Raw genomic sequence first — 22,541 nt, forward strand, 5'->3', positions numbered from 1 at the left:
TTCCCCCTTACCCCTCTACATATTTAGCAATCATTTCCGCAATTTGTTCTAACGGCACGACCATATCTACTACGTTTGCTTGAATCGCCGCTCTCGGCATCCCGAACACTACCGCCGTTTTTTCATCCTCAGCAATCACTTTTGTATTTCCGCTTTCTTTTAATCGCCTTAATCCCATCGTTCCGTCCGACCCCATTCCCGTCATAATCACCGCAATTTTTTCATAATCCGTCAACGCGCTTATCGACTCAAACAACACATCCACAGATGGACGATGCCCGTTTCGCGGCGGCGACTGTTCCACGCAAGCGGTAAGCGATCCTTTTGCTTCATGAACTAATAAATGAAACCCGCCGGGCGCAATATAAGCGGTGCCGTTTTGTAGCGTTTCCCCATCTTCCGCCTCTTTCACGGCGATCGATGAAAGCGAATCAAGTCTTTGCGCCAATGATTTCGTAAACCCTTTTGGCATATGTTGAACGATCATAATCGGTGCGGCGATATTTTCCGGCAATTTCGTTAACACTTGCTGCAAAGCGCGTGGCCCTCCTGTCGACGTTCCGATACAAACGATTTTTTTGCGTTGATGCTTCCGATCGCAAACCGTTTTTATCCGTTGATTTGCCCTCATCTCGCCTGCGTTGTCTTTAGATATCGCCCGCACGTTGGCGCGGCTTGCCAACAACACCTTGTTGATCAATTCTTCTTTCACTTTATATAAATCGAGCGAAATGACGCCAGACGGTTTTGCGACAAAATCGACCGCTCCGTATTGCATTGCAGTGATCGTATTTTCCGCGCCTTCTGTCGTCGTACTCGATAACATGACAACAGGAAGCGGATGTTTCGTCATCATTTGTTTCAGCGTCTCGAGTCCATTCATTATCGGCATTTCGACATCCAATGTAACAACATCCGGGTTTAACAGCGAAACTTTTTCTAACGCTTCCTTGCCGTTTCTAGCCGTTCCGACTACTTCAATTTGTGGGCTTTCGGAAAGAAAATCAACAATCAACTTACGCATAAAAGCTGAATCATCGACAACGAGTACTTTCACCTTGCTCATGTATGCTCTACCTCTCTAAAAGAAAATGCCGCAGTCTAGCAAAGAAGTTAAACGGACGATGGACCCGTTCTTCATCGATGGACCGCGCCGACAAATAACGATCAGTTAGCATATGCATCGCGCGGCTCACTTTTGAAACAGGATCGAACAACAAAAACGGAGTTTGCCGCACCACCGCCTTAGAGACAGAACGATCTTCCGGCAAAACGCCTAATGGAATAATGTCCTTTTGAAGAAATTGTTTCGCCACACGTTTTAACCGCTGAAGCGTATCCCGCCCTTCTTGCTCCGTTTGGGCCCGGTTGACGATGAGATAAAACGGGACATTTTTTTCTTGCATGTGAACATATTTCATCATCGCGTATGCATCCGTAACCGCTGTCGGTTCCGTTGTCGTAACGATAAAAATTTCATGAACCGCCTTTAAAAGACGGAGGCGGTCTTCGGAAATACCCGCTCCCATATCGAAAATCAAATAGTCGTATTGTTCTGAAACCGATTGTAACTGTGTCAAAAAGTAGTCGATTTTTTCATCATCCATCGTAAACACGTTTGCCAGTCCCGTTCCCCCGGCAATAAACGAAATATTTTCCGGACCGTTTTTAATGAGCTCATACAACGAAAGTCGTTTGTAAAATAAATCAATGATCGTCGCGCTAGACGATTGGCCGAGCAAAATATCGATGTTTCCCATCCCGATATCCATGTCAAGCAACAATACACGAAAACCGCGTTTAGATAACGTAATCGAAAAATTCAGCGAAACGTTCGATTTGCCTACCCCGCCTTTTCCACTGGTGATCGCAATCGCTTTTGTTTCCCCTTGTCGTTCGCTTTGTCTACTTAATCGCAACCGTAAGCTTTCCGCTTGATCTCTCATACTCGTTCGACTCCAAACAACATATTGATAATGTGTTCAACAGTTGCTTCGATCATATCGTCGGGAACGTTTTGTCCGTTTGTTAAGTAAGATGCCCCTACTTTATATTCCATCATTAAATTAAACATCGCACCGTAATGAGTTGTTTCATCCAACTTTGTAAAAATAAAGCGATCAATCGGAATAAGGGAAAACTGTTCATAAATGGCTTTCATATCGTCATATTTTGCCGTCAGCGCAAATACGAGAAATGTCTCCATTTCTTCATCAAAATCGATCATATTTCGCAAATCGTTTACATATTGTGGATGACGGAAATTTCGTCCTGCCGTATCAATAAGCACAACATCGCGATCGGACAGCTTTTTCTTCGCTTCATGGAAATCTTGTAAGTTATAACAAACTTCAAGCGGTACATTTAAAATTTTCGCATATGTTTTCAATTGATCAATGGCAGCAATCCGATACGTATCCGTTGTAATAAACGCAATGCTTTTTCCATGATGCAAAACGCAGCGCGCTGCGATTTTGGCCAATGTCGTCGTTTTTCCTACCCCTGTCGGTCCGACGACATTAATATATTTTTTTTGAAAGGAGATTCCACCAAACGGAAGCGGTGATAATTTTTCCTTCATTATTTCTTTTGCCCAAGCAAACACTTGTTGTTCCGTCGCGGTTCCGCCGTTTGTATACCATCGTTCTAGCAAATCAGCCATAATTTCTTGCACAAGCGGAGCGGAAATTTCTTGCTTTACAAGCTGGTAGTGCACTTCATTCAACGGCCCTGGATATTGGGAAAAGCCGGAACTGACATTCGTTGACAGCTGTTTTAACATCGTTTTTAACTCTTTCAGTTCATGAAGCAACTCCGCATCTTCTTTCTGCTTTTTCTCGGCAAGAAACGAGGCGGAAAAAGAGGCCTCCTCCTTTTTTCTTTCCGATCTTTGGCGCGCAGGCTGCGGATCGACGGCGGCTATCACCTCGATATTTTTTTTCGTAAACAACCCGAAAAATCCGCCTTTCCGAACGACTTTTGAATTTAAAATCACCGCGTCGTTTCCAAGTTCGGCGCGGATCATTTTCATCGCTTCCGGCATCGACGGCGCAACAAATTTTTTTACTTTCATTCTATATCCACCATCCCAACACTTTGAACTTCCACATTCGCTTCAAGTTCATTGTAAGATAAAATCGGCAAGTTTGGAAAATGCCGTTCCGTCAATTGCCGCACATACATGCGAACAGCAGGGGAACAAAGCAAAATCGGCGTTTGATTCGCAAACGGATGCTGTTCAAGCTGTGCGGCAATCGCTGCGATGATCGACTGCGACAACGCCGGATCAAGCGATAAATAACTGCCGTGTTCGGTCTGTTGCACTGCGTCGGCGATCGTTTTTTCGACTTTTCCCGATAACGTAATTACTTTTAGCGGCTCCCCCGGAATGACATATTGATTCGTAATTTGTCGCGCCAACGCTTGCCGCACGTATTCCGTTAATATGTCCGTATCCGTCGTTATGCGGGCAAAATCCGCCAACGTTTCAAAAATAAGCGGCAAATTTCGGATCGATACTTTTTCTTTTAATAATTTCGCTAACACTTTTTGCACTTCGCCGATCGAAAGCGGGTTCGGGGTCACTTCTTCCACTAATACCGGATACGATTCTTTTAAATGATCAACAAGCTGTTTCGTTTCCTGACGCCCTAACAGTTCATGGGCATGCGCTTTTAACACTTCTGTAATATGCGTGGAAACGACGGAAGGAGGGTCAACAACGGTATAGCCCAACATCTCCGCCCGATCTTTCATATCTTCAGAAATCCATTTCGCTGGAAGCCCAAACGCCGGCTCCACCGTATCGATCCCTTCAATGGAATCATCTTCAATTCCTGGACTCATCGCTAAATAATGGTCTAAAAGCAACTCGCCGCGCGCCACTTCATTTCCTTTAATTTTCAAGCGATACTCATTCGGCTGAAGTTGAATATTATCGCGTATACGCACAACCGGAATAACTAATCCCAACTCTAAGGCAAGCTGCCGACGGATCATGACGATCCGATCAAGCAAATCTCCGCCTTGGTTCGCATCTGCAAGTGGGATCAAGGCATAACCAAATTCAAATTCGATTGGATCAACACTCAACAGCTGAATGACACTTTCAGGGCTTTTTAGTTCATCCATTTCCACTTCTTCTGTTTCTTCTTGCGAAGGCGCTGCTTCTTGGCGGGCCGCTTGTGTGGTAAAACGATATCCGCCAAGCGCAAGCAAACCGGCGACCGGAACGGTGAGTACATCATTAATCGGCGTAAGCAATCCTAATAAGAAAATCGTTCCTGCTGTTACATACAGCATTTTCGGAAACGCAAACAGCTGCTTCATAATATCGCCGCCGAGATTGCTATCCGATGCGGCTCTTGTCACGACAATCCCTGTAGCCGTTGAGATTAATAATGCAGGAATTTGGCTGACGATTCCATCGCCGACGGTTAATAGCGTGTAGCGCTGTGCCGCCTCCGATATGTCAAGACCTTGTTGAACGACGCCAATCACCATGCCGAATAGCATGTTGATGACGACAATAACCATTCCGGCAATCGCATCGCCTTTGACAAACTTGCTTGCCCCATCCATCGCTCCATAAAAGTCCGCTTCTTGGGCGATTTTTTCGCGGCGCTGCCGCGCTTCTTGCTCCGAAATCATTCCGGCGTTTAAATCCGCGTCAATGCTCATTTGCTTCCCCGGCATCGCATCAAGCGTAAAACGCGCCGCCACTTCCGATACGCGTTCAGCGCCTCTTGTAATGACGACAAATTGGATGATGATTAAAATCAAAAACACGACGAAACCGACGACGACATTGCCGCCAACGACAAACGTCCCGAACGTTTCGACGACTCCGCCCGCTTCTCCTTTGCTTAAAATCGAACGAGTCGTAGAAACGTTTAACCCTAGCCGAAATAGCGTCAAAAGCAATAAAAGGGACGGAAAAATCGAAAACTGCAGCGGCTCTTTCATATTCATCGACGTAAGGAGAACCAACAGCGCAAGCGAAATATTGATAATGATCAACACGCTCAATAGCCATGACGGTAGTGGTATAATCAGCATTGCGACAATTAAGACAACCATCAATAACACCGATAAATCTCTTGCTTGCATACATGTTCTCTCCCTACTGCTAAACTTTTCGTTTCAAGCGGTACACGTATGCTAAAATTTCCGCTACCGCTTTAAAAAACTCTTCCGGAATCATATCGCCTACTTCCGTTTGCCGATAAAGCGCCTGGGCAAGCGGACGATTTTCTACCGTCACGACATCATGCTCTTTCGCAAGTTGCTTGATTTTGATAGCAACGTAATCGACGCCTTTCGCGACGACAATCGGCGCATCCATCTTTCCATCTTCATATTTCAGCGCCACTGCATAGTGCGTCGGGTTCGTGATGACGACGTCGGCTTTCGGCACTTCTTGCATCATCCGCCTCATCGCCATTTCCCGCTGCTTTTGCTTAATTCTAGACTTAATTAATGGATCTCCTTCTGTTTTTTTGTATTCGTCTTTAATATCTTGTTTAGACATTCGGATATTTTTTTCAAATTCAAAACGCTGATACAAATAATCGAAAATCGCGAGAAACAGCAGAGCAAAAGAAGCGTAAAGCCCCATTTTTACCGTTAAACTAGCTAATGAACTTAATGTCGCTCCCAACGATTTCGTCGTTAGCGACAAAATGTGGTCAAGCTGAAACCATAGCAAAGCAAACGTAACAAGCCCGACAACGCTGATTTTTAAAAGCGATTTTAGCAGCTCGACAAGCGCGCGCAGCGATATCATCCGCTTAAACCCTTGAATGGGATCAAGCCGGCTCCAGTTGATTTTCAACGGTTCTGTCGTAAACAGAAACCCTACTTGCAAAAAATTGGCCAAACAAGCGGCGGCCACTGCCGCGAGAAAAATCGGCGCGACAATCATCGCTACATTTTTTAACAATGTGAGAAAAATGCGGTGAACCGAATCAATGGTTAGATCGATAAGCGTGTATTGTTCAAACGATTGATGCATGAACCGCAAAACCTGCTCTTTATAATGAGTTCCGGAGAAGTACAAAACGAGAAAAACAACGAGCATGACAAGCGCCGTGTTAACGTCGGCGCTTTTGGCAACTTGCCCTTTTCCGCGAACTTCTTGCCGCTTTCGCGGAGTCGCTTTTTCCGTTTTTTCGCCGGCAAAAAATTGCAAATCAAGGCGCAATCCGCTCATTTATGGTCCTCCTAAAAGTTTCATCAGCTCGCGCATCGACAAAAACATCGTGTCGAACAAATGGCGAACAGCAATAAACAACGCTGCCATCGTTACAATTAGCAGTATAAACCCCACGGCAATTTTCACTGGAAACCCGACGACGAAAATATTGAGCTGCGGGACTGTCCGTGCCACAATTCCAAGCGCAACGTCGACTAAAAATAAACAACCGACAAGCGGGACCGACATTTGAAAAGCGATGGCAAACATCGCGCTAAACGATTTAACGATGTATTCCGCGACATGACCGTCGTCCAAACGCGGCCAATGGTCAAGCGGAATAAACCGATAGCTGTAAAACACTCCGTCGAGCAGAAGATGGTGCCCATTTACTGAAAGCAACAGCAACAAAGCAAACGTGTAAAAATATTGCCCCATCAACGGATTTTGCGCGCCTGTTTGCGGATCGATGACATTGGCGATGGCAAACCCCATTTGAAAATCGATCAACCCGCCGACGATTTGAATCGCCGATATGATCATATAGGCAAATAAGCCGATGCAAAGACCGACGAGCACTTCTTTGACCACAAGCAGCACATACATGTCGTCTAAAGCGATCGCCGGTTTAGAAATAGCAAAAAATATCATCCAACTTAGAAAAAACGACAGTCCGACTTTGTGCGCCATTGGAATCGTTCGGTACGAAAACAGCGGCAATGTCGCAAAAAAGGAAGCGACCCGCGCAAAAACGAGCAAAAACGCCGGAAAATGCAACCATAATTGCTCCATCACTCATCAGCCTATATATTTTGTTAAATTGTTAAAAATCTCGTACGCATATGATACCATTTTCGTCAACATCCACGGCCCGAAAAAAACAAGCCCGACTAATACGGCGACGATTTTTGGCACAAACGCGAGCGTTTGCTCTTGAATTTGCGTCGTCGCTTGGAAAATGCTAATAATAAGCCCAACGGCAAGGGATAACAAAAGAAGCGGACCGCTTACGATTAAAATCGCATATACTCCTTGCTCGGCCACACGAATGACAAAATCGGCGCTCATATTTGCCACCTACTTTATTGAAAGCTTTCTAACAGCGATTTCACGACTAAATACCACCCATCGACAAGGACAAACAGCAAAATTTTAAACGGCAAGGAAATCATCACAGGCGGCAGCATCATCATTCCCATTGACATCAACACGCTTGCGACAATCATATCGATGACAAGAAATGGAATAAAAATCATAAACCCCATTTGAAACGCCGTTTTTATTTCGCTGATCGCAAACGCCGGAACAAGCGTTGACAACGGAATATCTTGCACGGTTTTCGGCTTTTTCGCGCCGCTATATGATAAAAATAATGCCAAATCTTTTTGCCGCGTATGCTTGCTCATAAACTCTTTAATCGGCACAGAAGCGCGTTCATACGCTTGCTCCAAATTAATTTTTTCCGAAAACAACGGTTGCAGCGCCTGATCGTTTATTTCTTTAAAAGTCGGCGCCATAATGAAAAACGTCAAAAACATCGCTAAACCGATCAACACTTGGTTTGGCGGCATTTGCTGCGTTCCAAGCGATGTGCGAACGAACGATAAAACGATAATAATGCGCGTAAAGCACGTCATCATAATTAAAATGCCAGGAGCGATGGACAATACGGTTAACAGCAGGAGCAGTTTCACGGACGTGGAAACATTTTCAGGAGCGACTTGATTAAACATTTGCATAAATTCATTCATCGGATGCCGTTCCTTTCTGTTCAATCTGCTTCAATAGTTCTTTACGCTTCGTTGACAACTCCTGCATTTGTTTTGCGAACATCTCGCGAAACGCATCATGGCGATCGTCTGCCTGTTTCCGTTTCGCTGTCAAATAACCGCGCATACGGGCACTCCATTTACTCGGTTCCAACATTTGCTGCAATCGTTCATTATGCATCGCTAAAATTTCGTTTATTTCTTGCTCATCGTCGATTTCCCGCAATAATTGAATCGATTCGCCGACCCCAATCACAAGAATATGATTTCCTACTTTCACTAATTGGACCGAACGATTGGTGCCAACGCTTGTCCCGCCAAGATGTTCGATGACTCCTTTTTTTCCGGAAAACAACTGGCCGCGACGATGGAGAAATTTTAGCAATCCGTAAATGAGCAAAAGTACAAACGCCGTTGCGCCAATGAGTTTGATGACATCCCAAACGGAAAAAGGTGACCGTTGCTCATCTGCCGTTGGCGCAACTTCATTTTTATTTGCATTAGCCGGCTGCTCGCACAAGTCAGGATGCTTTAAGCATTCTTCCACGGTCGGCGATTGCTCCGCAAAAACAGGAAGCCCTGTTTGCGCAGCAATCGCGACAACGATGCATAAAAACAACGGAATGATTCGTAACTGTAGCAAACTTGCTCCACCTCTTGCGCTTTATCCAAGCGTTTTATTGATCGCTTCAATGACACGGTCAGCTTGGAACGGTTTGACGACAAAATCTTTTGCACCTGCTTGAATGGCGTCAATGACCATCGCCTGCTGCCCCATCGCCGAACACATAATGACTTTTGCATTGCTGTCAATTTTTTTAATTTCTTTCAACGCGGTAATACCGTCCATCTCCGGCATCGTAATGTCCATCGTTACGATATCGGGACGAGTTTCTTTATACTTTTCAATCGCTTGCAAGCCATCGGCCGCTTCTGCTACTACTTCGTGCCCATTTTTTGTTAAAATGTCTTTAATCATCATTCTCATAAATGCAGCATCATCGACAACCAATATTCTTGCCATTGTCTATGAACCCCCTAAACGATTATTTTAGCCTTTTTAAGCGATCGCTTTGGCTAATAATATCTGTAACGCGCACGCCAAAATTTTCATCAATCACAACAACTTCCCCTTTAGCAATAAGCTTATTGTTTACTAATATATCAACAGGTTCTCCGGCCAATTTGTCCAATTCGATAATCGAGCCTGAGGACAAATGTAAAATTTCTTGAACAGAACGTTTTGTACGGCCAAGTTCGACGGTAACTTGAAGCGGAACGTCAAGGAGAAGCGACAAGTTTTTTACTTCTGTATCCACCGGTGGAGACGGCTCAAATTCAGCAAAATCAGCCGACTGAATTTGTCGTTCTCCCACTCTAGCGTTCGTCCCAAAATGATTTGTCGTTTCACGCGCCTCCGTTTTGGAAGGTTCATAAGACGGCTGTGCACCGCTTGTTCCAGCCGTTACTGAAGATTGGGAGGCCGCCGCCTCTTGCGCAGCAGTTTCTTTTCCCGCTTCTGCCGCACTGTTGGAAGAATTTGTTTCGCCATTGGAATGAAGCAGCTGCTGCACAAGCTCTTTCGCAAAATCAATGGGCAATAGCTGCATAATGCTCAAATCAATTAAATCGCCAATTTTCAAACGAAAGGAAACTTTAATAAATATATCTTCGTTCGGCAAATATTCGATTCCTTTTTTTTCTTTTATGTCCAACAGGTGAACGGTCGGGGGAGAAATATCGACACGTTTGCCGAAAATGGTGGACATCGACGTCGCCGCTGACCCCATCATTTGGTTCATCGCTGCCTGCACAGCGCTTAATTGAATTTCTCCCAATTCGCCCGCTGTATTCGTCCCATCACCGCCCAGCATCAAGTCCGCGATAATAGCCGCGTCTTCTTGCTTAATGACAAGCAAATTCGTTCCTAAAAATCCATCCGTATAATTGACTTGAATCGCCACGTACGGCTGCGGAAATTCGCTGTCAACATTTTTTCGTTGAATGATCGAAACGCTTGGCGTCGTGATTTCGACTTTTTGATTTAACAGCACCGACAGCGCTGTTGCCGAACTTCCAAACGAAATGTTGCCAATTTCCCCTAGCGCGTCTTGCTCAAGCGGCGATAATACTTCATCCAGCTGGGGAATATCGTCATTTTCATCTGTCCCGCGCAACAGCGCATCGATTTCATCTTGCGATAGCATCTCATCATTATTCATCATCGTAATTTTCTGCCCCCTTAAACGTATCTAAAATTTGTACCGCCAACCTTCTATTTTTTTTTCCTGGCTGACCAATAAATTTTGGAATGTTCCCGACTTTGATAAGAAGCGGCTGCTGAATAGATTGATCGAGTTCAATTACATCGCCGACTTCCAGCTGCAAAAAGTCTTGAATGGTAATGGTTGCTGTGCCAAGTTCAACTATAATTGGAAGTTTGGCGAAGCGAATTCGCCGCTCAAGCGCTTCTGTTTCTTCCGGCGAACTCTCTTTTTTTTGCGCCTGCATCCAATAATGGACAGAAAGCTTTGGCATAACCGGCTCTAGCACAATATAAGGAATGCAAATATTCATCATTCCGCTCGTCTCGCCGATTTGTGTGTTCAGCGAAATCACGACAACCGTATCATTCGGAGAGATCATTTGCAAAAACTGCGGATTTACTTCAAAATTTGTGAAAACAGGATCAATTTCCGCAACCGATTCCCATGCGTCGCGCAAATTGGAAAAAGCTTTATCAAACAAATTGGACATAATCCGCGTTTCAATTTCCGTTAAATTATCGACTTTGTTCACGCTCGTTCCGCTTCCGCCCATCACGCGATCAAGCATCGCATAGGCGACGTTTGGATTCACTTCCACTAATATATGCCCATTCAGCGGCGGAACTTCAAAAACGTTTAAAAACGTCAATTTCGGAAGGGAACGAATAAACTCTTCATACGGTATTTGATCGGCCGACGCCACCGATATTTGCACGTATGTACGCAATTGCGCTGCAAAAAAAGTTGTCAACAATCTCGCCAAATTTTCGTGAATGCGCGTTAAGCTGCGGATTTGATCTTTTGAAAAGCGGAGCGCCCGCTTAAAATCATACACTTTCACGCGTTTTCCTTCTTCTTCTTTTTTCAGCTCTTCCGCGCTTATTTCCCCCGTAGACAATGCGGCCAACAGCGCGTCGATTTCGCTTTGCGATAATACTTCGCCAGTCGTCATGATCGTTGTTCCCTCCTAACGGTACAAACTATTGGAGGACAAAGGAGGTAATGTATACTTGCTCCACTTTTCCATTTTGCATAATTTGATTAATTTGCTGTTTTAAACGCTCTTCAAAGGAAGTCATCCCTTTTTTTCCTTTAAAGCTTTCTGCTTTCATTTCAGAAAGTTCTTCGATAATAATATTTTTAATTTGAAAGTCGCGTTTTTCCGCTTCTTCTTTTCCTTCTTTACTATTTGTTTGAATCTTAAAGGAAATTTTCACATATCTTCCGTCTGCTAAATTCGTCGTGATTTCAGGGATGTCGATCGAACTTTCCACAATTTCGTCAGCGCTTGGCGTGCTTTGCTCTTTTTCCCCTGTCAATTTCAGCACGGCAATTAACGCGATCGCACCGATAAGGGCGATAATAACTAATAGGATTAGCATCGTTTTGATTAACCGATTACTTTTCACTTTCTGATCCTCCTAAGCCTTCCGGTAAGCGCAGCACCGCAATTTGCCGGTAGAAGCCGCTTACCAATGCGGTGACCTCTTGCACTGATTCGCGTACGACAAATTTTTTTCCGTTTGTTAATGTAATCGTTGTATCCGGAAATGCTTCGACTTGTTCAATATAAATCGCATTTAATACAAACTTTTTTCCGTTTAGCCGCGTTAACGTAATCATGGATGCGCAGGGCACTAGCCGGCGGCTAGTACCCTCCCCCCTTTACTATTTCTTCAAGTTAACAAGTTCTTGCAAAATTTCATCAGATGTTGTAATAATGCGCGTATTCGCCTGGAAGCCGCGCTGCGCAACGATCATTTCCGTAAACTCCTCCGCAAGATCGACGTTGGACATTTCCAGCGTGCCGGCGACAATCGTGCCGGTTCCATTAGTGCCAGGAGCGCCTGTCTGAGGGTTGCCAGAGTTAGCTGTCGGTCTGAAAAGGTTGTCCCCTACCTTTTCTAATCCTTCGTTATTAGCGAATTTTGCTAATTGGATTTTACCTGCGCTCCGTAAAGCCCCCGTTGAATCTACATAGCTTACAGTTCCATCTGAACCAATACTAACACTTTGCGCACTTTTAGGAATTCCGATGCGTCCGCTTGTACCAAGTAAATAGCGTCCGTCAGCACTGACAATATATCTAAAATCATTATCAAGATTAGTAGTATTATTAGGATTATCTCCAGCATCAAGATAAAAATTACCTGATCTTGTATATAATAGATTTGTCAAATCATCTGGATTTGGTGTACTTCCATTTTTCTCTCCTAAGACAAAAAATCCGTCGCCAGAAATCGCCAAATCTAGCGGGCGCCCTGTCGGTTGCGTGCTTCCTTGCGTATGGACGGTATCAATGGCTGCCAGCTGCATTCCTAAACCAACTTGCTTCGGGTTTACTCCGCCACGATTTGCTGTCGGACCGCTTGCCCCGGCGATTTGCTGGCTGACTAAATCTTTAAAAATCGTTCTTCCTTTTTTAAAGCCATACGTATTGACATTGGCGATGTTGTTTCCGATGACATCCAACTTTGTTTGGAAGTTTTTCATCGCGCTAATTCCCGAATACATCGAACGAAGCATTTCGATCCTCTCCCTTTCATTTATTTGGATTCTACTTTTATAACAAGGCTCGCATCGATTGTCACGCCATTATCCAACTCTAGAAAAATTTGATTATCTTTTTGCGACACCGACTTCACGATCCCGCTTTTTGTATCTCCTTCTTCTTGCCAATACACGTTTTTGCCGATCCATTCACTGTAGCGAAGCAGCGCTTGACTATTTTGCGTTTGCATCAACCGCTCGAACATGTTGGAAATATTGATCATTTGTTCTAGAGTAGAAAAATTCGCCATTTGTGCGATAAACTCTTTATCTTCCACCGGGTTTAACGGATCTTGGTTTTGCAATTGGACAAGCAAAATTTTCAAAAAATCGTCTTTTCCTAATATTTGGTTTCCAGTTTTTCGTTCGGGCGGCTTATAGTTTTCCAATAGCAAACTCGGATCAATTCCATTTGTTGTCACAGCTTTCCCTCCTATGCTTCCACATCGATCATTTCTGTCATAAACTCGTCATGGAAAGATTGTTTTTTCGCTTTTTCTTCTTTTCGCTGCTGGCGCTCTTTTTGCTCATGTCCGCGTTCTTCTTGATAAAATGCAGGCATATAGCGGTCTTGCGCCAGCGCGTCCCATTTTTCCACCGTGATATTTTCCGTTGATAAAACGTGATATAGCTGCGGCAAGTTTGCATCTAAAAGCTCTTTCGCTGAATCTGTCGATGCGATCAGCTTTGCCGTCAACGTCCCATGTTCGCGCGCAATTTTGACAGTCAATGTTCCTAAATGTTCAGGATAAAGGCGAATGACGAGTTGCGCATTTCCGTTTTGGAAACGGGTAAATCGCCCCGATTGGACAATATTTGTTAATTGCTGGAGAAATGATTCATTGATTTTTGAGCCGGATAACGCCTTGTCAACAACAATAACTGGTTCGTTCTCTCGTGACATAACGATATTTTCGTTCGGCAACGGCACATTAAACAACGTCATGCCGCTATTTTTCTGTTTTTCTACGTTTTCGGCAGCCGCTGCATTGCTTAACGACGAAGCAAAGCTTTTACTGAAAACGGATGGAGATGAAGGCAAAAACCGATTTTGCAACATCCGCTTTTCTGTTTTATTACTGTTGCTAGAAATTTCTGTGCTTTTTTCTTGTTCATTCAATCTCGCCAACGTTTCTCGCAAAATCGTTTGGATATCAATCTGTTCTTTGCTTTCTTTCATTATACCTTTTTGCAATAAAGGATGTATATCAGCATCAAGAAAAGAATATAAACGAGATGATGCATTGTTTATTTGTTCTATGAGCACGTCTTTGTCTATTTGCGTGATAAACTGGATAAACGCGTCGTTAGCAAAAAGGGAAAGCAAGCGTGACGACGATTCGCCGTTGATTGCATTGCTTATTTGTTCTATGAACATATCTTTGTCTATTTGCTTGATGAACCGTGCAATCGCTTCATTATTTGCAACAGCTTTCCCTATTGAATGGTTAGGAAAAATAGAAGAATCATCCATCTGATTCGCATCTTTCACGTTGTTCCATATGAAAAAGAGAAAAGGAAGCCATTCCTCTATCGCTATTTGACCGGTCGCATCTTTCTGCTGTTTCGCTGGCGCGGAAGAACTCTCATGAGAAACGAGAACGTTTCCTTCTTCATTTTTTGTATTCGTTCCTATGATTGCTAGCAGCTGTTGGAACGGGCTTGTTTCTCCGTTTCCCGCCGCTGATTTCGCGGCCGCTTCCTTTGGCGGCCCTACTATTTGTGGAACAAACGGTTGATAGCTAGTCCCTATTTTCACCTTGCCGCCTCCTCAACGGATGAATTTTCTCTAGCGCGTTGTGCGAGCATCGATGTGTATTTTGCCGCATCATCAGGTGACATATTTTCTAAAATCGCCGCCGCTTTATCGCTGTTTAATGAAGATAAGATCGCCAACACTTCATCTTCAGGCATTTTGGCCAAAATCATTGCGGCGTTTTTCTCCGACATCGTTTCATACATGCGCGCAACGTCTTCCATCGTTGGCGTTTGTGCTTGCGCATTTGCTTCTCCTGCCGTTTCAGCAGCTGATAATTCCTCGCGTAAGCTGTTGACTTCTGTTTGTAGATCATTGACTTCCTGCTGCTTTGTGGCTAGTTCGTTTTCTAGTTTTTTGATTTCTTTCTGTTGCTTCTTAATAATTTCATTTTTCTTTTCGATCGTTTTTTCTAATTCTTTTTTCAATTCGTTTTTCGCTTCCTGCACGTCTATATATTGCGAGACAATCGGAATGTCTTTGCTATGCTTTTCCACCGCGTCAAAAACGTTGATCCCGGCAATTGCCATAATGACAAGGGCTAACGTTGCCGCAAACAACGTTGGAATGACGATAATAAACAAAAACCATTGGAGTCTGCTTCCTTTCTCTTCTCTCTCCATTTCTTGATTTTCTGCCATCTTTCTAATCTCCCCGATGCACAAAACGTTGAATCGAAATTTCGTCCATCCATTTGTTTTCCGCCATTCTTTCCGCTTCGACAACAGCTTGCATATATTTTTCTTTTATTTTTTCAAATTTTTTCACTTCTATATTAAGTTCGGTTAATTTTATTTGCTTGCGCTGCATTTGTTCCCTTGCTTGCATCACTAGAAGCTGATAATGGTGGATCGTCCGTTCGAGATTGGAAATAAACTGCTGGAAATGGCGAATTTCTTGAATCGGCAATCCTGCTTGAAGCTTTTGTTTATGCATTTCTTCATATTGTTCCTTTTGCTTAAGAAAGTGGTATAATTTTTCCGCCACTTCCTGAAAACGCTGCACAGCTTCGTTATATTCTCCCACTGCTTGCTTTTTCTCGTTTTCTTTCATTGTTAAAACTTTTTGCAGCTTAAACACGTATCCCATCGTTTTTCACCCTGTATGCATTAAATGAAGTAACATCTCAATGCTTTCGTCTTTTGTCACTTTCTCATCAATATCTTGTTTGCAAAAAGAAATGATTTCTGGATAATAGCGGATCGCTTCATCAATTTCTTTTGACGATCCTCGCTTGTACGCCCCGATATTGATTAAGTCTTCCGAATTGATGTAAGTGGATAGAAGCTGGCGCAGCTTATCCGCCGCTTGCCGGTGCTCTGGAGAAATAATGTGATTCATCACGCGGCTGACGCTTTTTAATACGTTAATCGCCGGATACTGCCCTCTATTGGCTAAGCTGCGTTCAAGGACGAAATGCCCGTCCAAAATGCCGCGCACCGTATCGGCGATCGGCTCGTTCATGTCGTCGCCGTCGACAAGCACCGTATAAAACGCGGTGATCGTACCGTAAGCGTTCGTTCCTGTGCGTTCCAGCAATTTTGGCAGTATTGCGAATACGGACGGTGTATATCCTTTTGTTGTCGGCGGCTCGCCGATCGCCAGCCCAATTTCCCGCTGTGCCATCGCGACGCGTGTGACAGAGTCCATCATAAACATGACATCCATTCCTTGATCGCGGAAATACTCAGCAATCGCCGTAGCAGTGTACGCTCCTTTTACCCGCATGAGCGCTGGCTGATCGGAAGTCGCAACGACAACGACGGAACGCGCCAAACCTTCCGGACCGAGGTCTCGTTCGATAAATTCACGGACTTCGCGCCCGCGCTCGCCGATCAATGCGATAACGTTGATATCCGCGTTCGTATGGCGGGCGATCATTCCCATCAATGTGCTTTTTCCGACACCCGAGCCGGCAAAAATTCCGACACGTTGCCCTTTGCCAACCGTCAACAAGCTATCAATGACGCGAACGCCAACTTCGATCGGCTCGCTGATCGGCGGTCTTGCGAGCGGATTGGGCGGATTGCGCTCAATCGAAATTGGCCGTAATCCTTTCGGCAACGGGCTGCCATCGAGAGGATAGCCGAGCGAATCAAGCACTTTTCCGATCAATGGAGAACCAACGCGAATTTGTAACGGTTTTCCGGTCGCTTCAACGATGCAGCCCGGTGAAATGTGCTGAACGGTAGAAAACGGCATTAACAATACGTGCTGCTCTTTAAATCCAACGACTTCCGCCGCAATCATTTGCTTTTGTTTGCCGCTTCCGGTATGAATATAGCAAATATCGCCGACCGAGCTTTCCGGTCCCTTCGCTTCAATCATTAAGCCAATGACCCGCGAAACTTTGCCAAACCGTTTATATGAATCAATCATGTCAATTTCGTCCAGAAGAGTTTGCCAATTCAGCGGACATCCCCTCCTTCATCCGTTCGAACAGCTTCTCTTTTATTTGCTCTAGCTGCGTATCAACACTTGCGTCGATGCGACCGAACGGAGTTTCAATGATGCAGCCATTTTCTTCCAGCTGTTCATCAGGATGAATAAACACATCCGCTTCATGATGAAATAACGCTTTTAACTCTTCTTTTCTCCGCGCGATCGTTTCATAAGAAAGCGGATGGACGTAAACCGTCACTTCCGTTTGCTCGCGAACTTCTTTTATCGCCCGTTTTACTAGTGATAAAAAATTATCATGATTTTCTCCTAATTTTTCCCCAATAATACGTTCCGCAACTTTTATTCCAATGCGGAGAATCGTCTCAGCTGATGCGTTGATTTGTTCGTAAAATTGAACATTCGCGGTCTCCGTAATTTTCCGGGCCTGTTCAATCAACTCGCGGTAACGATGTAGCGCTTCTTCTTTTCCTTGCTGAAATCCGTCTTTATATCCTTCTTCGCGCGCAGATTGAATGAGCTGCTCCTTTTCGATTTGCCACGCTTCCTGTTCTTTTGAGAGTTGCCGTCGAATCGATTCATAATATTGTTCCGCTTCCCGCTTGATTTGTTCTGCCTCATGTTTGGCACGTTCAAGCGCCGCTTCGTGGTTTTCTTGCTGCTCGTCCGATGCGGTTGGCTGCTCCAAAACAAAGCGTTTAATTTCGATTATTTTTTTGTCAGCGCGATTGGTTTTCGTAAATGGCGCTTTAATAACGTTAGACAATAATATCATCTCCCCCGCCGCGAGCAATCACAATTTCTCCCGCTTCTTCTAAGCGGCGAATCACTGAGACGATCCGCGACTGCGCTTCTTCCACATCACGCAGCCGAACAGGTCCGGTAAATTCCATCTCTTCTTTCAACGTCTCTGCCATGCGTGTTGACATGTTGCGGAACACAACTTCTTTTACTTCGTCGCTTGCTACTTTGAGCGCCAATACTAAATCGTTGTTGTTGACTTCGCGAATCACGCGCTGAATCGCGCGATTATCAAGAGTGACAATATCTTCGAAAACAAACATCCGTTTTTTGATTTCTTCCGCAAGCTCAGGATCTTGAATTTCAAGGGCATCGAGAATCGTACGTTCTGTGCTGCGGTCAACTTGGTTTAACACTTCCACAACGGTTTCAATTCCGCCAGTTTGCGTATAATCTTGCACAACCGTCGCCGACAGTTTACGCTCTAAAACCTGCTCGACTTCATTGATAATGTCAGGGGATGTGCTATCCATTAACGCAATGCGTCTGGCGATATCCGCCTGCATTTCTTGCGGCAAAGCCGATAAAATTTGCCCCGCTTGCGCCGGTTCAAGATACGAAAGAATAAGGGCGATCGTCTGCGGATGTTCGTTTTGAATAAAGTTTAATATTTGCGCAGGATCCGCTTTACGGGCGAAATCAAACGGTCGCACCATCAAGGCGGACGTTAACCGGTTGATAATATTCATCGCTTTCTCCGGACCGAGCGCTTTTTCAAGCACTTCCTTTGCGTAGGCGATTCCACCTTGTTCGATATAATCTTGCGCCAGTGCGATTTGATGAAATTCTTCCATCACTTCTTCTTTTTCATCTGCTCCCACTTGACGCATTCGCGAAATTTCTAAAGTTAGCTTTTCAATTTCCTCTTCCGATAAATGTTTATAAACGGAGGCGGATACGTCTGGGCCAAGGGAAATAAGAAGGATCGCCGCTTTCTGTCTTCCCGTTAGCCCACCTTGTTTTCCTTGTCTTTCCATTTTCCGTTCCTCCTAATCTTCCGATAACCATGTTCGCAACAGCTTTGCAAATTCATCCGGTTTTTCTCTCGCTAATTTTTCTAGCTGTTTGCGACGCATAGTCGATTCTGTTTCTTGCTCTTCGTGAATATCCGGAATTTCTTGAACGATTGGCTGTTCGAAAATTTCTTCCTCTTCTTCCTCATCATCCTTACGTCCGCGCCACCATAAGATAAACAGCGTGATAAGAAGAGCGAGACCGATTCCGCCAACGATGTATACCCACATTGGAATCGCTGGTTTTGGCTCTTCAAATGTTGCTTTTCCGTTAAACTTCTGCACAGAAACGACGACGCGATTTTGAATATCCTGATCAGTTAATGTTTGACCATATTGTTTGTCAATCGACGTTCTGACGATCGTTCCTAATATTCTTTGAATATCGTCGATCGTTTGCTGCGGCAGCGAGTTAGGATCTTTCGGATCCGGTGGCTCAACCATCACTTGAATGCCTAAATCACGAATTTTATATGGGCTTTCAACGATATGTTTTTTAATCCGGTTCACTTCGTTATTGATCGTTTCTTCGGTTCGCTCATAATTTCCATTTGTCCCGTTCGCACCAGCCTGATAGCTTGGTACTTGGTTTGTCCCCGTTCCGGGTATGCCGCCTGGCTGCGCGCCGTTGCCGGAGTAAGTTTCTCTAATGCGCTGCACGCTGATGGCGATGCCTTCGTTATTTTTCTCATCAACTGGAGCAACAAGATTTTCTTCTCGTTTTTCTTGCGTAAAGTCAATGTCAGCTGTCACCGAAACAGCCACTTTATCTTGTCCCATCATCGTTCCCAACATTCGCTGCACTTGCTGTTGGATGTCGCGTTCAATTTGTTTTTTCATTTCCTGCTGTGCAGCAAACGTTGTACCTGTCGAATTTTTTTCGTCATTTTTTAGGTCAAAATACTCAAAAAACTGGTTCATAATGACGATATTATCTGTAGGAAGGTTAGGAACACTTTTGGAAACGAGATGATATAACGCTTTAATTTGCTCGTCGCTAAATTGGTATCCCGGTTTCGTTTTCAGCACGATCGATGCTGAAGCTTCTCCTTGATTATCAGAGGCAAACACGCTTGGCTGCGGAAGATTAATCATTACTTTGGCGTCTTCCACGCCGTCAATGCTTTTCATTAAATTTGCCAGTTCGTTTTGCATCGCCTCGAGTTTGACGACGTTAAACTCATTATCTGTCATTCCGAAGCTTGCGTTTTTTCCAAAGAAAGAATAGTCGATCATGCCGCTGTTTGGGATTCCTTCCGCCGCCAACTCAACTTTTAATGAATCTGCTAACTCTTTCGGTACTTTAATCGTCGTGCCGTTATCGGCAACTTCCGATTTAACTCCCCGCTGATCAAGCGTTGCTTTAATTTGCCCCGCTTCCTGCGGCGTTAAGTTGCTATATAGCGGCACCATTTCCGTTCTTGTCGCAAAAAATACAATAGCGCCGACCCCTAACAAGAGAAGCGCGAGGCTAGCGATAGCAATCCATTTTTGTTTTTTCGTTCGTTCTTTCCAAAATGAAGTCAATCGATTCAGCCATTCTTTCAGTTTGTCGTTCATACTATTCCCCCGATTATTTCACAGTCGATATGCTATATTTGCATTCGCATCATTTCTTGATACGCTTCAATCACTTTGTTGCGCACTTCTATTGCAAGCTGCAAAGAAATGCTCGCTTTTTGTGCTGCGATCATCACTTGGTGCAAATCGACATTTTCACCTTTCACCAATTTTTCTGTCAGCTGGTCAGCCTGTACTTGTTGCTCGTTTACTTTATTTAACGCGTCTTTTAAAAAGTCGGAGAACGCCCTTTGCACGTCAGCCGGTTTTGCCGCTTGTGAAGCAGCATTTGTCGTTCCCGAAAACAATGAACGATCAATTCCTTGTACCATTGTTCAATATCTCCTTTATTTTCCAATTTCTAATGCTTTCATTAACATTCCTTTTGTCGCGTTAAAAACGGTGACATTTGCTTCATATGACCGCGTAGCGCTCATTAAATCGACCATTTCCTTCAACGGATCGACGTTAGGAAGGCGAACATATCCGTTAGGGTCCGCGTCAGGATGAGAAGGATCGTAAACAAGTTTAAACGGAGTTGGATCCTCTACAATTTCTGTCACTTTGACTCCATCGCCAACGGAAGCGCGACCGTTCATCGCCGCCTGCAAATATGTAGAAAACCCTTCTTGCCGTGGCTCCATCACGACCAATTTGCGCCGGTACGGCTCCCATTGCCCATTGACGAACCGTGCGCGCGTCGTATCAACGTTCGCCATATTGGAGGAAACCACATCCATGCGCAACCGCTGCGCTGTAAGCGCAGATGCCGTTATATTTAAACTTTGAAAAATAGACATACGTTATTTTCCTCCCTTAATGACCGTCTTTAATGTTGTGAATTTTCCGTTAAGTCGTTCGATTAAAGCGTTATAATAAATTTGATTTTCTGCTAAATCTGCCATTTCCTTATCAATATCGACATTATTTCCATTATGATTGTATACTACATTCTCCTTTGTCGTCACGAGAAATTTATTTGGCATTTGATGGCGAAACGGCAAATGCTTTGGATGCGTTCGCTTTGCTTCCAACGGTTGAAGCGCGCGCTCCAATTCCGTCTTAAACTGAACGTCTTTCGCCTTGTAATTAGGTGTATCTACGTTGGCGATATTGTCGGCGATCACTTTTTCTCTTAATGACGCATAATCAAGACCTTGCTCAAGCATCGCAATCGTACGTGAGAACAATGACAAAGGTATCCCCTCTTTTATCCCATTTTTCGACAATATATTGCTATTACCATTTTACGAGAATGAAAAAATGTTGTATAGACGGAAGATTGTACTATTTTTTATTACTAAATAGAGAAAAAAGGCGGAACTTGTTTATATTTGTCACTTTTACGCGCATGCCGTCAAACGATCATACAAAAACCGGCCTAAAAGCGAGTCTGCTTTTAGGCCGGTTTCTTTTATGAATGATAATTAGCTGGATTTTAATTTTTCTAATTCCGTCAAAAACTTATCATTTAACACTTTAATATACGTTCCTTTCATACCGAGAGAGCGAGATTCAATCACGCCAGCGCTCTCTAGCTTACGAAGAGCGTTTACGATAACGGAACGAGTAATGCCGACACGGTCGGCAATTTTGCTTGCGACAAGCAACCCTTCTGTGCCGTCGAGCTCTTCAAAAATATGTTCAATCGCTTCTAGTTCGCTATAAGAAAGAGAGCTAATCGCCATTTGCACGACCGCTTTGTTGCGCGCTTCCTCTTCAATTTCCTCCGCTTTTTCGCGCAAAATTTCCATCCCAACAACGGTCGCACCATATTCCGCTAAAATAAGATCATCATCGTTAAACTCGCGGTCTAAGCGCGACAAAATCAGCGTACCAAGCCGTTCGCCGCCGCCGTTGATCGGCACGATCGTCGTCAAGCCAGTTTTAAACAAGTCACGATTTTCCACTGGAAATGCAGTATATTCGCTATTAATATCAATATTAGGGGACGTTTCTGTAATGTTAAACAAATTTTTCGTATACTCTTCAGGAAATTGTCTCTCTTCCAACATTTTTTTCATTCGCTCATTTTCAATCGATTGCTTAATCGCAAAACCGAGCAATTTGCCGCGGCGACTCAAGACGAATACATTCGCCTCGATCACTTCACAAAGCGTCTCCGCCATTTCTTTAAAGTTTACCGGTTTTCCTGCTGCTTTTTGCAGCATTGCGTTAATCGTTCTAGTCTTTTGTAATAAATTCATATGTTCATTCTCCTCCTCGTTTAAT

The 22,541-nt window shown here is 44.2% G+C and carries 27 protein-coding genes; all 27 read right to left on the reverse strand.

Annotated elements, in window-relative coordinates; all coding sequences use genetic code 11:
- Positions 1-7 precede the first annotated feature (7 nt).
- Entirely contained in the window at positions 8-1,066 is a 1,059-nt protein-coding gene (locus BM278_RS03680; RefSeq protein WP_090948011.1) for a protein-glutamate methylesterase/protein-glutamine glutaminase, read from the reverse strand.
- Between the two features lie 7 nt (positions 1,067-1,073).
- A complete protein-coding gene (locus BM278_RS03685; RefSeq protein ID WP_090948012.1) occupies positions 1,074-1,946 on the reverse strand; it encodes a MinD/ParA family protein in 873 nt (290 codons plus the stop codon).
- A complete protein-coding gene (gene flhF, locus BM278_RS03690; protein ID WP_090948013.1) occupies positions 1,943-3,073 on the reverse strand; it encodes a flagellar biosynthesis GTPase FlhF in 1,131 nt (376 codons plus the stop codon). The genes BM278_RS03685 and flhF overlap by 4 nt, the downstream gene beginning before the upstream one ends.
- The gene (flhA, locus tag BM278_RS03695; protein WP_090948014.1) at positions 3,070-5,109 is read right to left on the reverse strand and encodes a flagellar biosynthesis protein FlhA; all 2,040 of its coding nucleotides are present in this window, start codon (positions 5,107-5,109) and stop codon (positions 3,070-3,072) included. The genes flhF and flhA overlap by 4 nt, the downstream gene beginning before the upstream one ends.
- Before the next feature lie 19 nt (positions 5,110-5,128).
- Complete coding sequence (gene flhB, locus BM278_RS03700; protein ID WP_090948015.1) at positions 5,129-6,211, reverse strand: flagellar biosynthesis protein FlhB; 1,083 nt, start codon at positions 6,209-6,211, stop codon at positions 5,129-5,131.
- Positions 6,212-6,985, reverse strand: coding sequence for a flagellar biosynthetic protein FliR (fliR, locus tag BM278_RS03705; RefSeq protein WP_090948016.1), 774 nt, complete (start codon positions 6,983-6,985; stop codon positions 6,212-6,214).
- A 6-nt stretch (positions 6,986-6,991) separates the two neighbouring features.
- Positions 6,992-7,261 carry a flagellar biosynthesis protein FliQ gene (gene fliQ, locus BM278_RS03710; RefSeq protein WP_090948017.1) on the reverse strand — a complete coding sequence of 90 codons (270 nt, stop codon included), beginning with the start codon at positions 7,259-7,261 and terminating at the stop codon, positions 6,992-6,994.
- A 14-nt stretch (positions 7,262-7,275) separates the two neighbouring features.
- A complete protein-coding gene (fliP, locus tag BM278_RS03715; RefSeq protein ID WP_090948018.1) occupies positions 7,276-7,944 on the reverse strand; it encodes a flagellar type III secretion system pore protein FliP in 669 nt (222 codons plus the stop codon).
- Positions 7,937-8,605 (reverse strand): flagella biosynthesis regulatory protein FliZ, encoded by a 669-nt coding sequence (gene fliZ, locus BM278_RS03720; RefSeq protein ID WP_090948019.1) that lies wholly within the window; start codon positions 8,603-8,605, stop codon positions 7,937-7,939. The genes fliP and fliZ overlap by 8 nt, the downstream gene beginning before the upstream one ends.
- Before the next feature lie 21 nt (positions 8,606-8,626).
- The gene (locus tag BM278_RS03725; RefSeq protein ID WP_013401257.1) at positions 8,627-8,986 is read right to left on the reverse strand and encodes a response regulator; all 360 of its coding nucleotides are present in this window, start codon (positions 8,984-8,986) and stop codon (positions 8,627-8,629) included.
- Between the two features lie 22 nt (positions 8,987-9,008).
- A complete protein-coding gene (fliY, locus tag BM278_RS03730) occupies positions 9,009-10,184 on the reverse strand; it encodes a flagellar motor switch phosphatase FliY (protein WP_090948081.1) in 1,176 nt (391 codons plus the stop codon).
- Complete coding sequence (fliM, locus tag BM278_RS03735; protein WP_090948020.1) at positions 10,177-11,181, reverse strand: flagellar motor switch protein FliM; 1,005 nt, start codon at positions 11,179-11,181, stop codon at positions 10,177-10,179. Before fliM ends, fliY begins: the two co-directional genes overlap by 8 nt.
- Positions 11,182-11,209: 28 nt before the next feature.
- A complete protein-coding gene (gene fliL / locus BM278_RS03740; RefSeq protein ID WP_090948021.1) occupies positions 11,210-11,638 on the reverse strand; it encodes a flagellar basal body-associated protein FliL in 429 nt (142 codons plus the stop codon).
- Positions 11,628-11,852 (reverse strand): flagellar FlbD family protein, encoded by a 225-nt coding sequence (locus BM278_RS03745; protein WP_090948022.1) that lies wholly within the window; start codon positions 11,850-11,852, stop codon positions 11,628-11,630. Before BM278_RS03745 ends, fliL begins: the two co-directional genes overlap by 11 nt.
- 45 nt (positions 11,853-11,897) lie before the next feature.
- The gene (gene flgG / locus BM278_RS03750; protein ID WP_090948023.1) at positions 11,898-12,755 is read right to left on the reverse strand and encodes a flagellar basal body rod protein FlgG; all 858 of its coding nucleotides are present in this window, start codon (positions 12,753-12,755) and stop codon (positions 11,898-11,900) included.
- A 20-nt stretch (positions 12,756-12,775) separates the two neighbouring features.
- Positions 12,776-13,201, reverse strand: coding sequence for a flagellar hook assembly protein FlgD (gene flgD / locus BM278_RS03755; RefSeq protein ID WP_090948024.1), 426 nt, complete (start codon positions 13,199-13,201; stop codon positions 12,776-12,778).
- A gap of 11 nt (positions 13,202-13,212) precedes the next feature.
- Positions 13,213-14,538 (reverse strand): flagellar hook-length control protein FliK, encoded by a 1,326-nt coding sequence (locus BM278_RS03760; protein WP_090948025.1) that lies wholly within the window; start codon positions 14,536-14,538, stop codon positions 13,213-13,215.
- Positions 14,535-15,176, reverse strand: coding sequence for a MotE family protein (locus BM278_RS03765; RefSeq protein ID WP_090948026.1), 642 nt, complete (start codon positions 15,174-15,176; stop codon positions 14,535-14,537). Before BM278_RS03765 ends, BM278_RS03760 begins: the two co-directional genes overlap by 4 nt.
- A 4-nt stretch (positions 15,177-15,180) precedes the next feature.
- Positions 15,181-15,624, reverse strand: coding sequence for a flagellar export protein FliJ (fliJ, locus tag BM278_RS03770; RefSeq protein WP_090948027.1), 444 nt, complete (start codon positions 15,622-15,624; stop codon positions 15,181-15,183).
- Positions 15,625-15,630: 6 nt separating this feature from the next.
- Positions 15,631-16,914 carry a flagellar protein export ATPase FliI gene (gene fliI, locus BM278_RS03775; protein WP_244151084.1) on the reverse strand — a complete coding sequence of 428 codons (1,284 nt, stop codon included), beginning with the start codon at positions 16,912-16,914 and terminating at the stop codon, positions 15,631-15,633.
- 1 nt (position 16,915) lies between these two features.
- Entirely contained in the window at positions 16,916-17,710 is a 795-nt protein-coding gene (gene fliH, locus BM278_RS03780; RefSeq protein WP_090948082.1) for a flagellar assembly protein FliH, read from the reverse strand.
- Complete coding sequence (gene fliG, locus BM278_RS03785) at positions 17,694-18,713, reverse strand: flagellar motor switch protein FliG (protein ID WP_090948029.1); 1,020 nt, start codon at positions 18,711-18,713, stop codon at positions 17,694-17,696. Before fliG ends, fliH begins: the two co-directional genes overlap by 17 nt.
- A gap of 12 nt (positions 18,714-18,725) precedes the next feature.
- Positions 18,726-20,309: a flagellar basal-body MS-ring/collar protein FliF gene (gene fliF, locus BM278_RS03790; RefSeq protein ID WP_090948030.1), complete on the reverse strand. Its 1,584-nt coding sequence runs from the start codon at positions 20,307-20,309 to the stop codon at positions 18,726-18,728.
- A gap of 32 nt (positions 20,310-20,341) precedes the next feature.
- A complete protein-coding gene (fliE, locus tag BM278_RS03795) occupies positions 20,342-20,641 on the reverse strand; it encodes a flagellar hook-basal body complex protein FliE (RefSeq protein WP_090948031.1) in 300 nt (99 codons plus the stop codon).
- A gap of 15 nt (positions 20,642-20,656) precedes the next feature.
- A complete protein-coding gene (flgC, locus tag BM278_RS03800; RefSeq protein WP_090948032.1) occupies positions 20,657-21,109 on the reverse strand; it encodes a flagellar basal body rod protein FlgC in 453 nt (150 codons plus the stop codon).
- A 3-nt stretch (positions 21,110-21,112) separates the two neighbouring features.
- Positions 21,113-21,505, reverse strand: coding sequence for a flagellar basal body rod protein FlgB (gene flgB / locus BM278_RS03805; protein WP_090948033.1), 393 nt, complete (start codon positions 21,503-21,505; stop codon positions 21,113-21,115).
- Positions 21,506-21,736: 231 nt separating this feature from the next.
- Positions 21,737-22,516 (reverse strand): GTP-sensing pleiotropic transcriptional regulator CodY, encoded by a 780-nt coding sequence (gene codY / locus BM278_RS03810; RefSeq protein WP_090948034.1) that lies wholly within the window; start codon positions 22,514-22,516, stop codon positions 21,737-21,739.
- Between the last annotated feature and the right edge of the window lie 25 nt (positions 22,517-22,541).

It is taken from the genome of Parageobacillus thermantarcticus (genome assembly GCF_900111865.1).
GTDB classification, from domain to species: Bacteria; Bacillota; Bacilli; order Bacillales; family Anoxybacillaceae; genus Parageobacillus; species Parageobacillus thermantarcticus.

Coding starts and splice junctions, on each gene's coding strand:
- BM278_RS03725 (WP_013401257.1), bottom strand. CDS start 8,986: ATGGCAAGAATATTGGTTGTCGATGATGCTGCATTTATGAGAATGATG.
- flhA (WP_090948014.1), bottom strand. CDS start 5,109: ATGCAAGCAAGAGATTTATCGGTGTTATTGATGGTTGTCTTAATTGTC.
- flgC (WP_090948032.1), bottom strand. CDS start 21,109: ATGTCTATTTTTCAAAGTTTAAATATAACGGCATCTGCGCTTACAGCG.
- fliI (WP_244151084.1), bottom strand. CDS start 16,914: ATGATTGATTCATATAAACGGTTTGGCAAAGTTTCGCGGGTCATTGGC.
- fliF (WP_090948030.1), bottom strand. CDS start 20,309: ATGAACGACAAACTGAAAGAATGGCTGAATCGATTGACTTCATTTTGG.
- fliG (WP_090948029.1), bottom strand. CDS start 18,713: ATGGAAAGACAAGGAAAACAAGGTGGGCTAACGGGAAGACAGAAAGCG.
- BM278_RS03765 (WP_090948026.1), bottom strand. CDS start 15,176: ATGGCAGAAAATCAAGAAATGGAGAGAGAAGAGAAAGGAAGCAGACTC.
- BM278_RS03680 (WP_090948011.1), bottom strand. CDS start 1,066: ATGAGCAAGGTGAAAGTACTCGTTGTCGATGATTCAGCTTTTATGCGT.
- fliY (WP_090948081.1), bottom strand. CDS start 10,184: ATGAATAATGATGAGATGCTATCGCAAGATGAAATCGATGCGCTGTTG.
- codY (WP_090948034.1), bottom strand. CDS start 22,516: ATGAATTTATTACAAAAGACTAGAACGATTAACGCAATGCTGCAAAAA.
- fliQ (WP_090948017.1), bottom strand. CDS start 7,261: ATGAGCGCCGATTTTGTCATTCGTGTGGCCGAGCAAGGAGTATATGCG.
- fliR (WP_090948016.1), bottom strand. CDS start 6,985: ATGGAGCAATTATGGTTGCATTTTCCGGCGTTTTTGCTCGTTTTTGCG.
- BM278_RS03745 (WP_090948022.1), bottom strand. CDS start 11,852: ATGATTACGTTAACGCGGCTAAACGGAAAAAAGTTTGTATTAAATGCG.
- fliP (WP_090948018.1), bottom strand. CDS start 7,944: ATGAATGAATTTATGCAAATGTTTAATCAAGTCGCTCCTGAAAATGTT.
- fliE (WP_090948031.1), bottom strand. CDS start 20,641: ATGGTACAAGGAATTGATCGTTCATTGTTTTCGGGAACGACAAATGCT.
- fliH (WP_090948082.1), bottom strand. CDS start 17,710: ATGATATTATTGTCTAACGTTATTAAAGCGCCATTTACGAAAACCAAT.
- BM278_RS03685 (WP_090948012.1), bottom strand. CDS start 1,946: ATGAGAGATCAAGCGGAAAGCTTACGGTTGCGATTAAGTAGACAAAGC.
- flgG (WP_090948023.1), bottom strand. CDS start 12,755: ATGCTTCGTTCGATGTATTCGGGAATTAGCGCGATGAAAAACTTCCAA.
- flhF (WP_090948013.1), bottom strand. CDS start 3,073: ATGAAAGTAAAAAAATTTGTTGCGCCGTCGATGCCGGAAGCGATGAAA.
- flhB (WP_090948015.1), bottom strand. CDS start 6,211: ATGAGCGGATTGCGCCTTGATTTGCAATTTTTTGCCGGCGAAAAAACG.
- fliM (WP_090948020.1), bottom strand. CDS start 11,181: ATGACGACTGGCGAAGTATTATCGCAAAGCGAAATCGACGCGCTGTTG.
- fliJ (WP_090948027.1), bottom strand. CDS start 15,624: ATGGGATACGTGTTTAAGCTGCAAAAAGTTTTAACAATGAAAGAAAAC.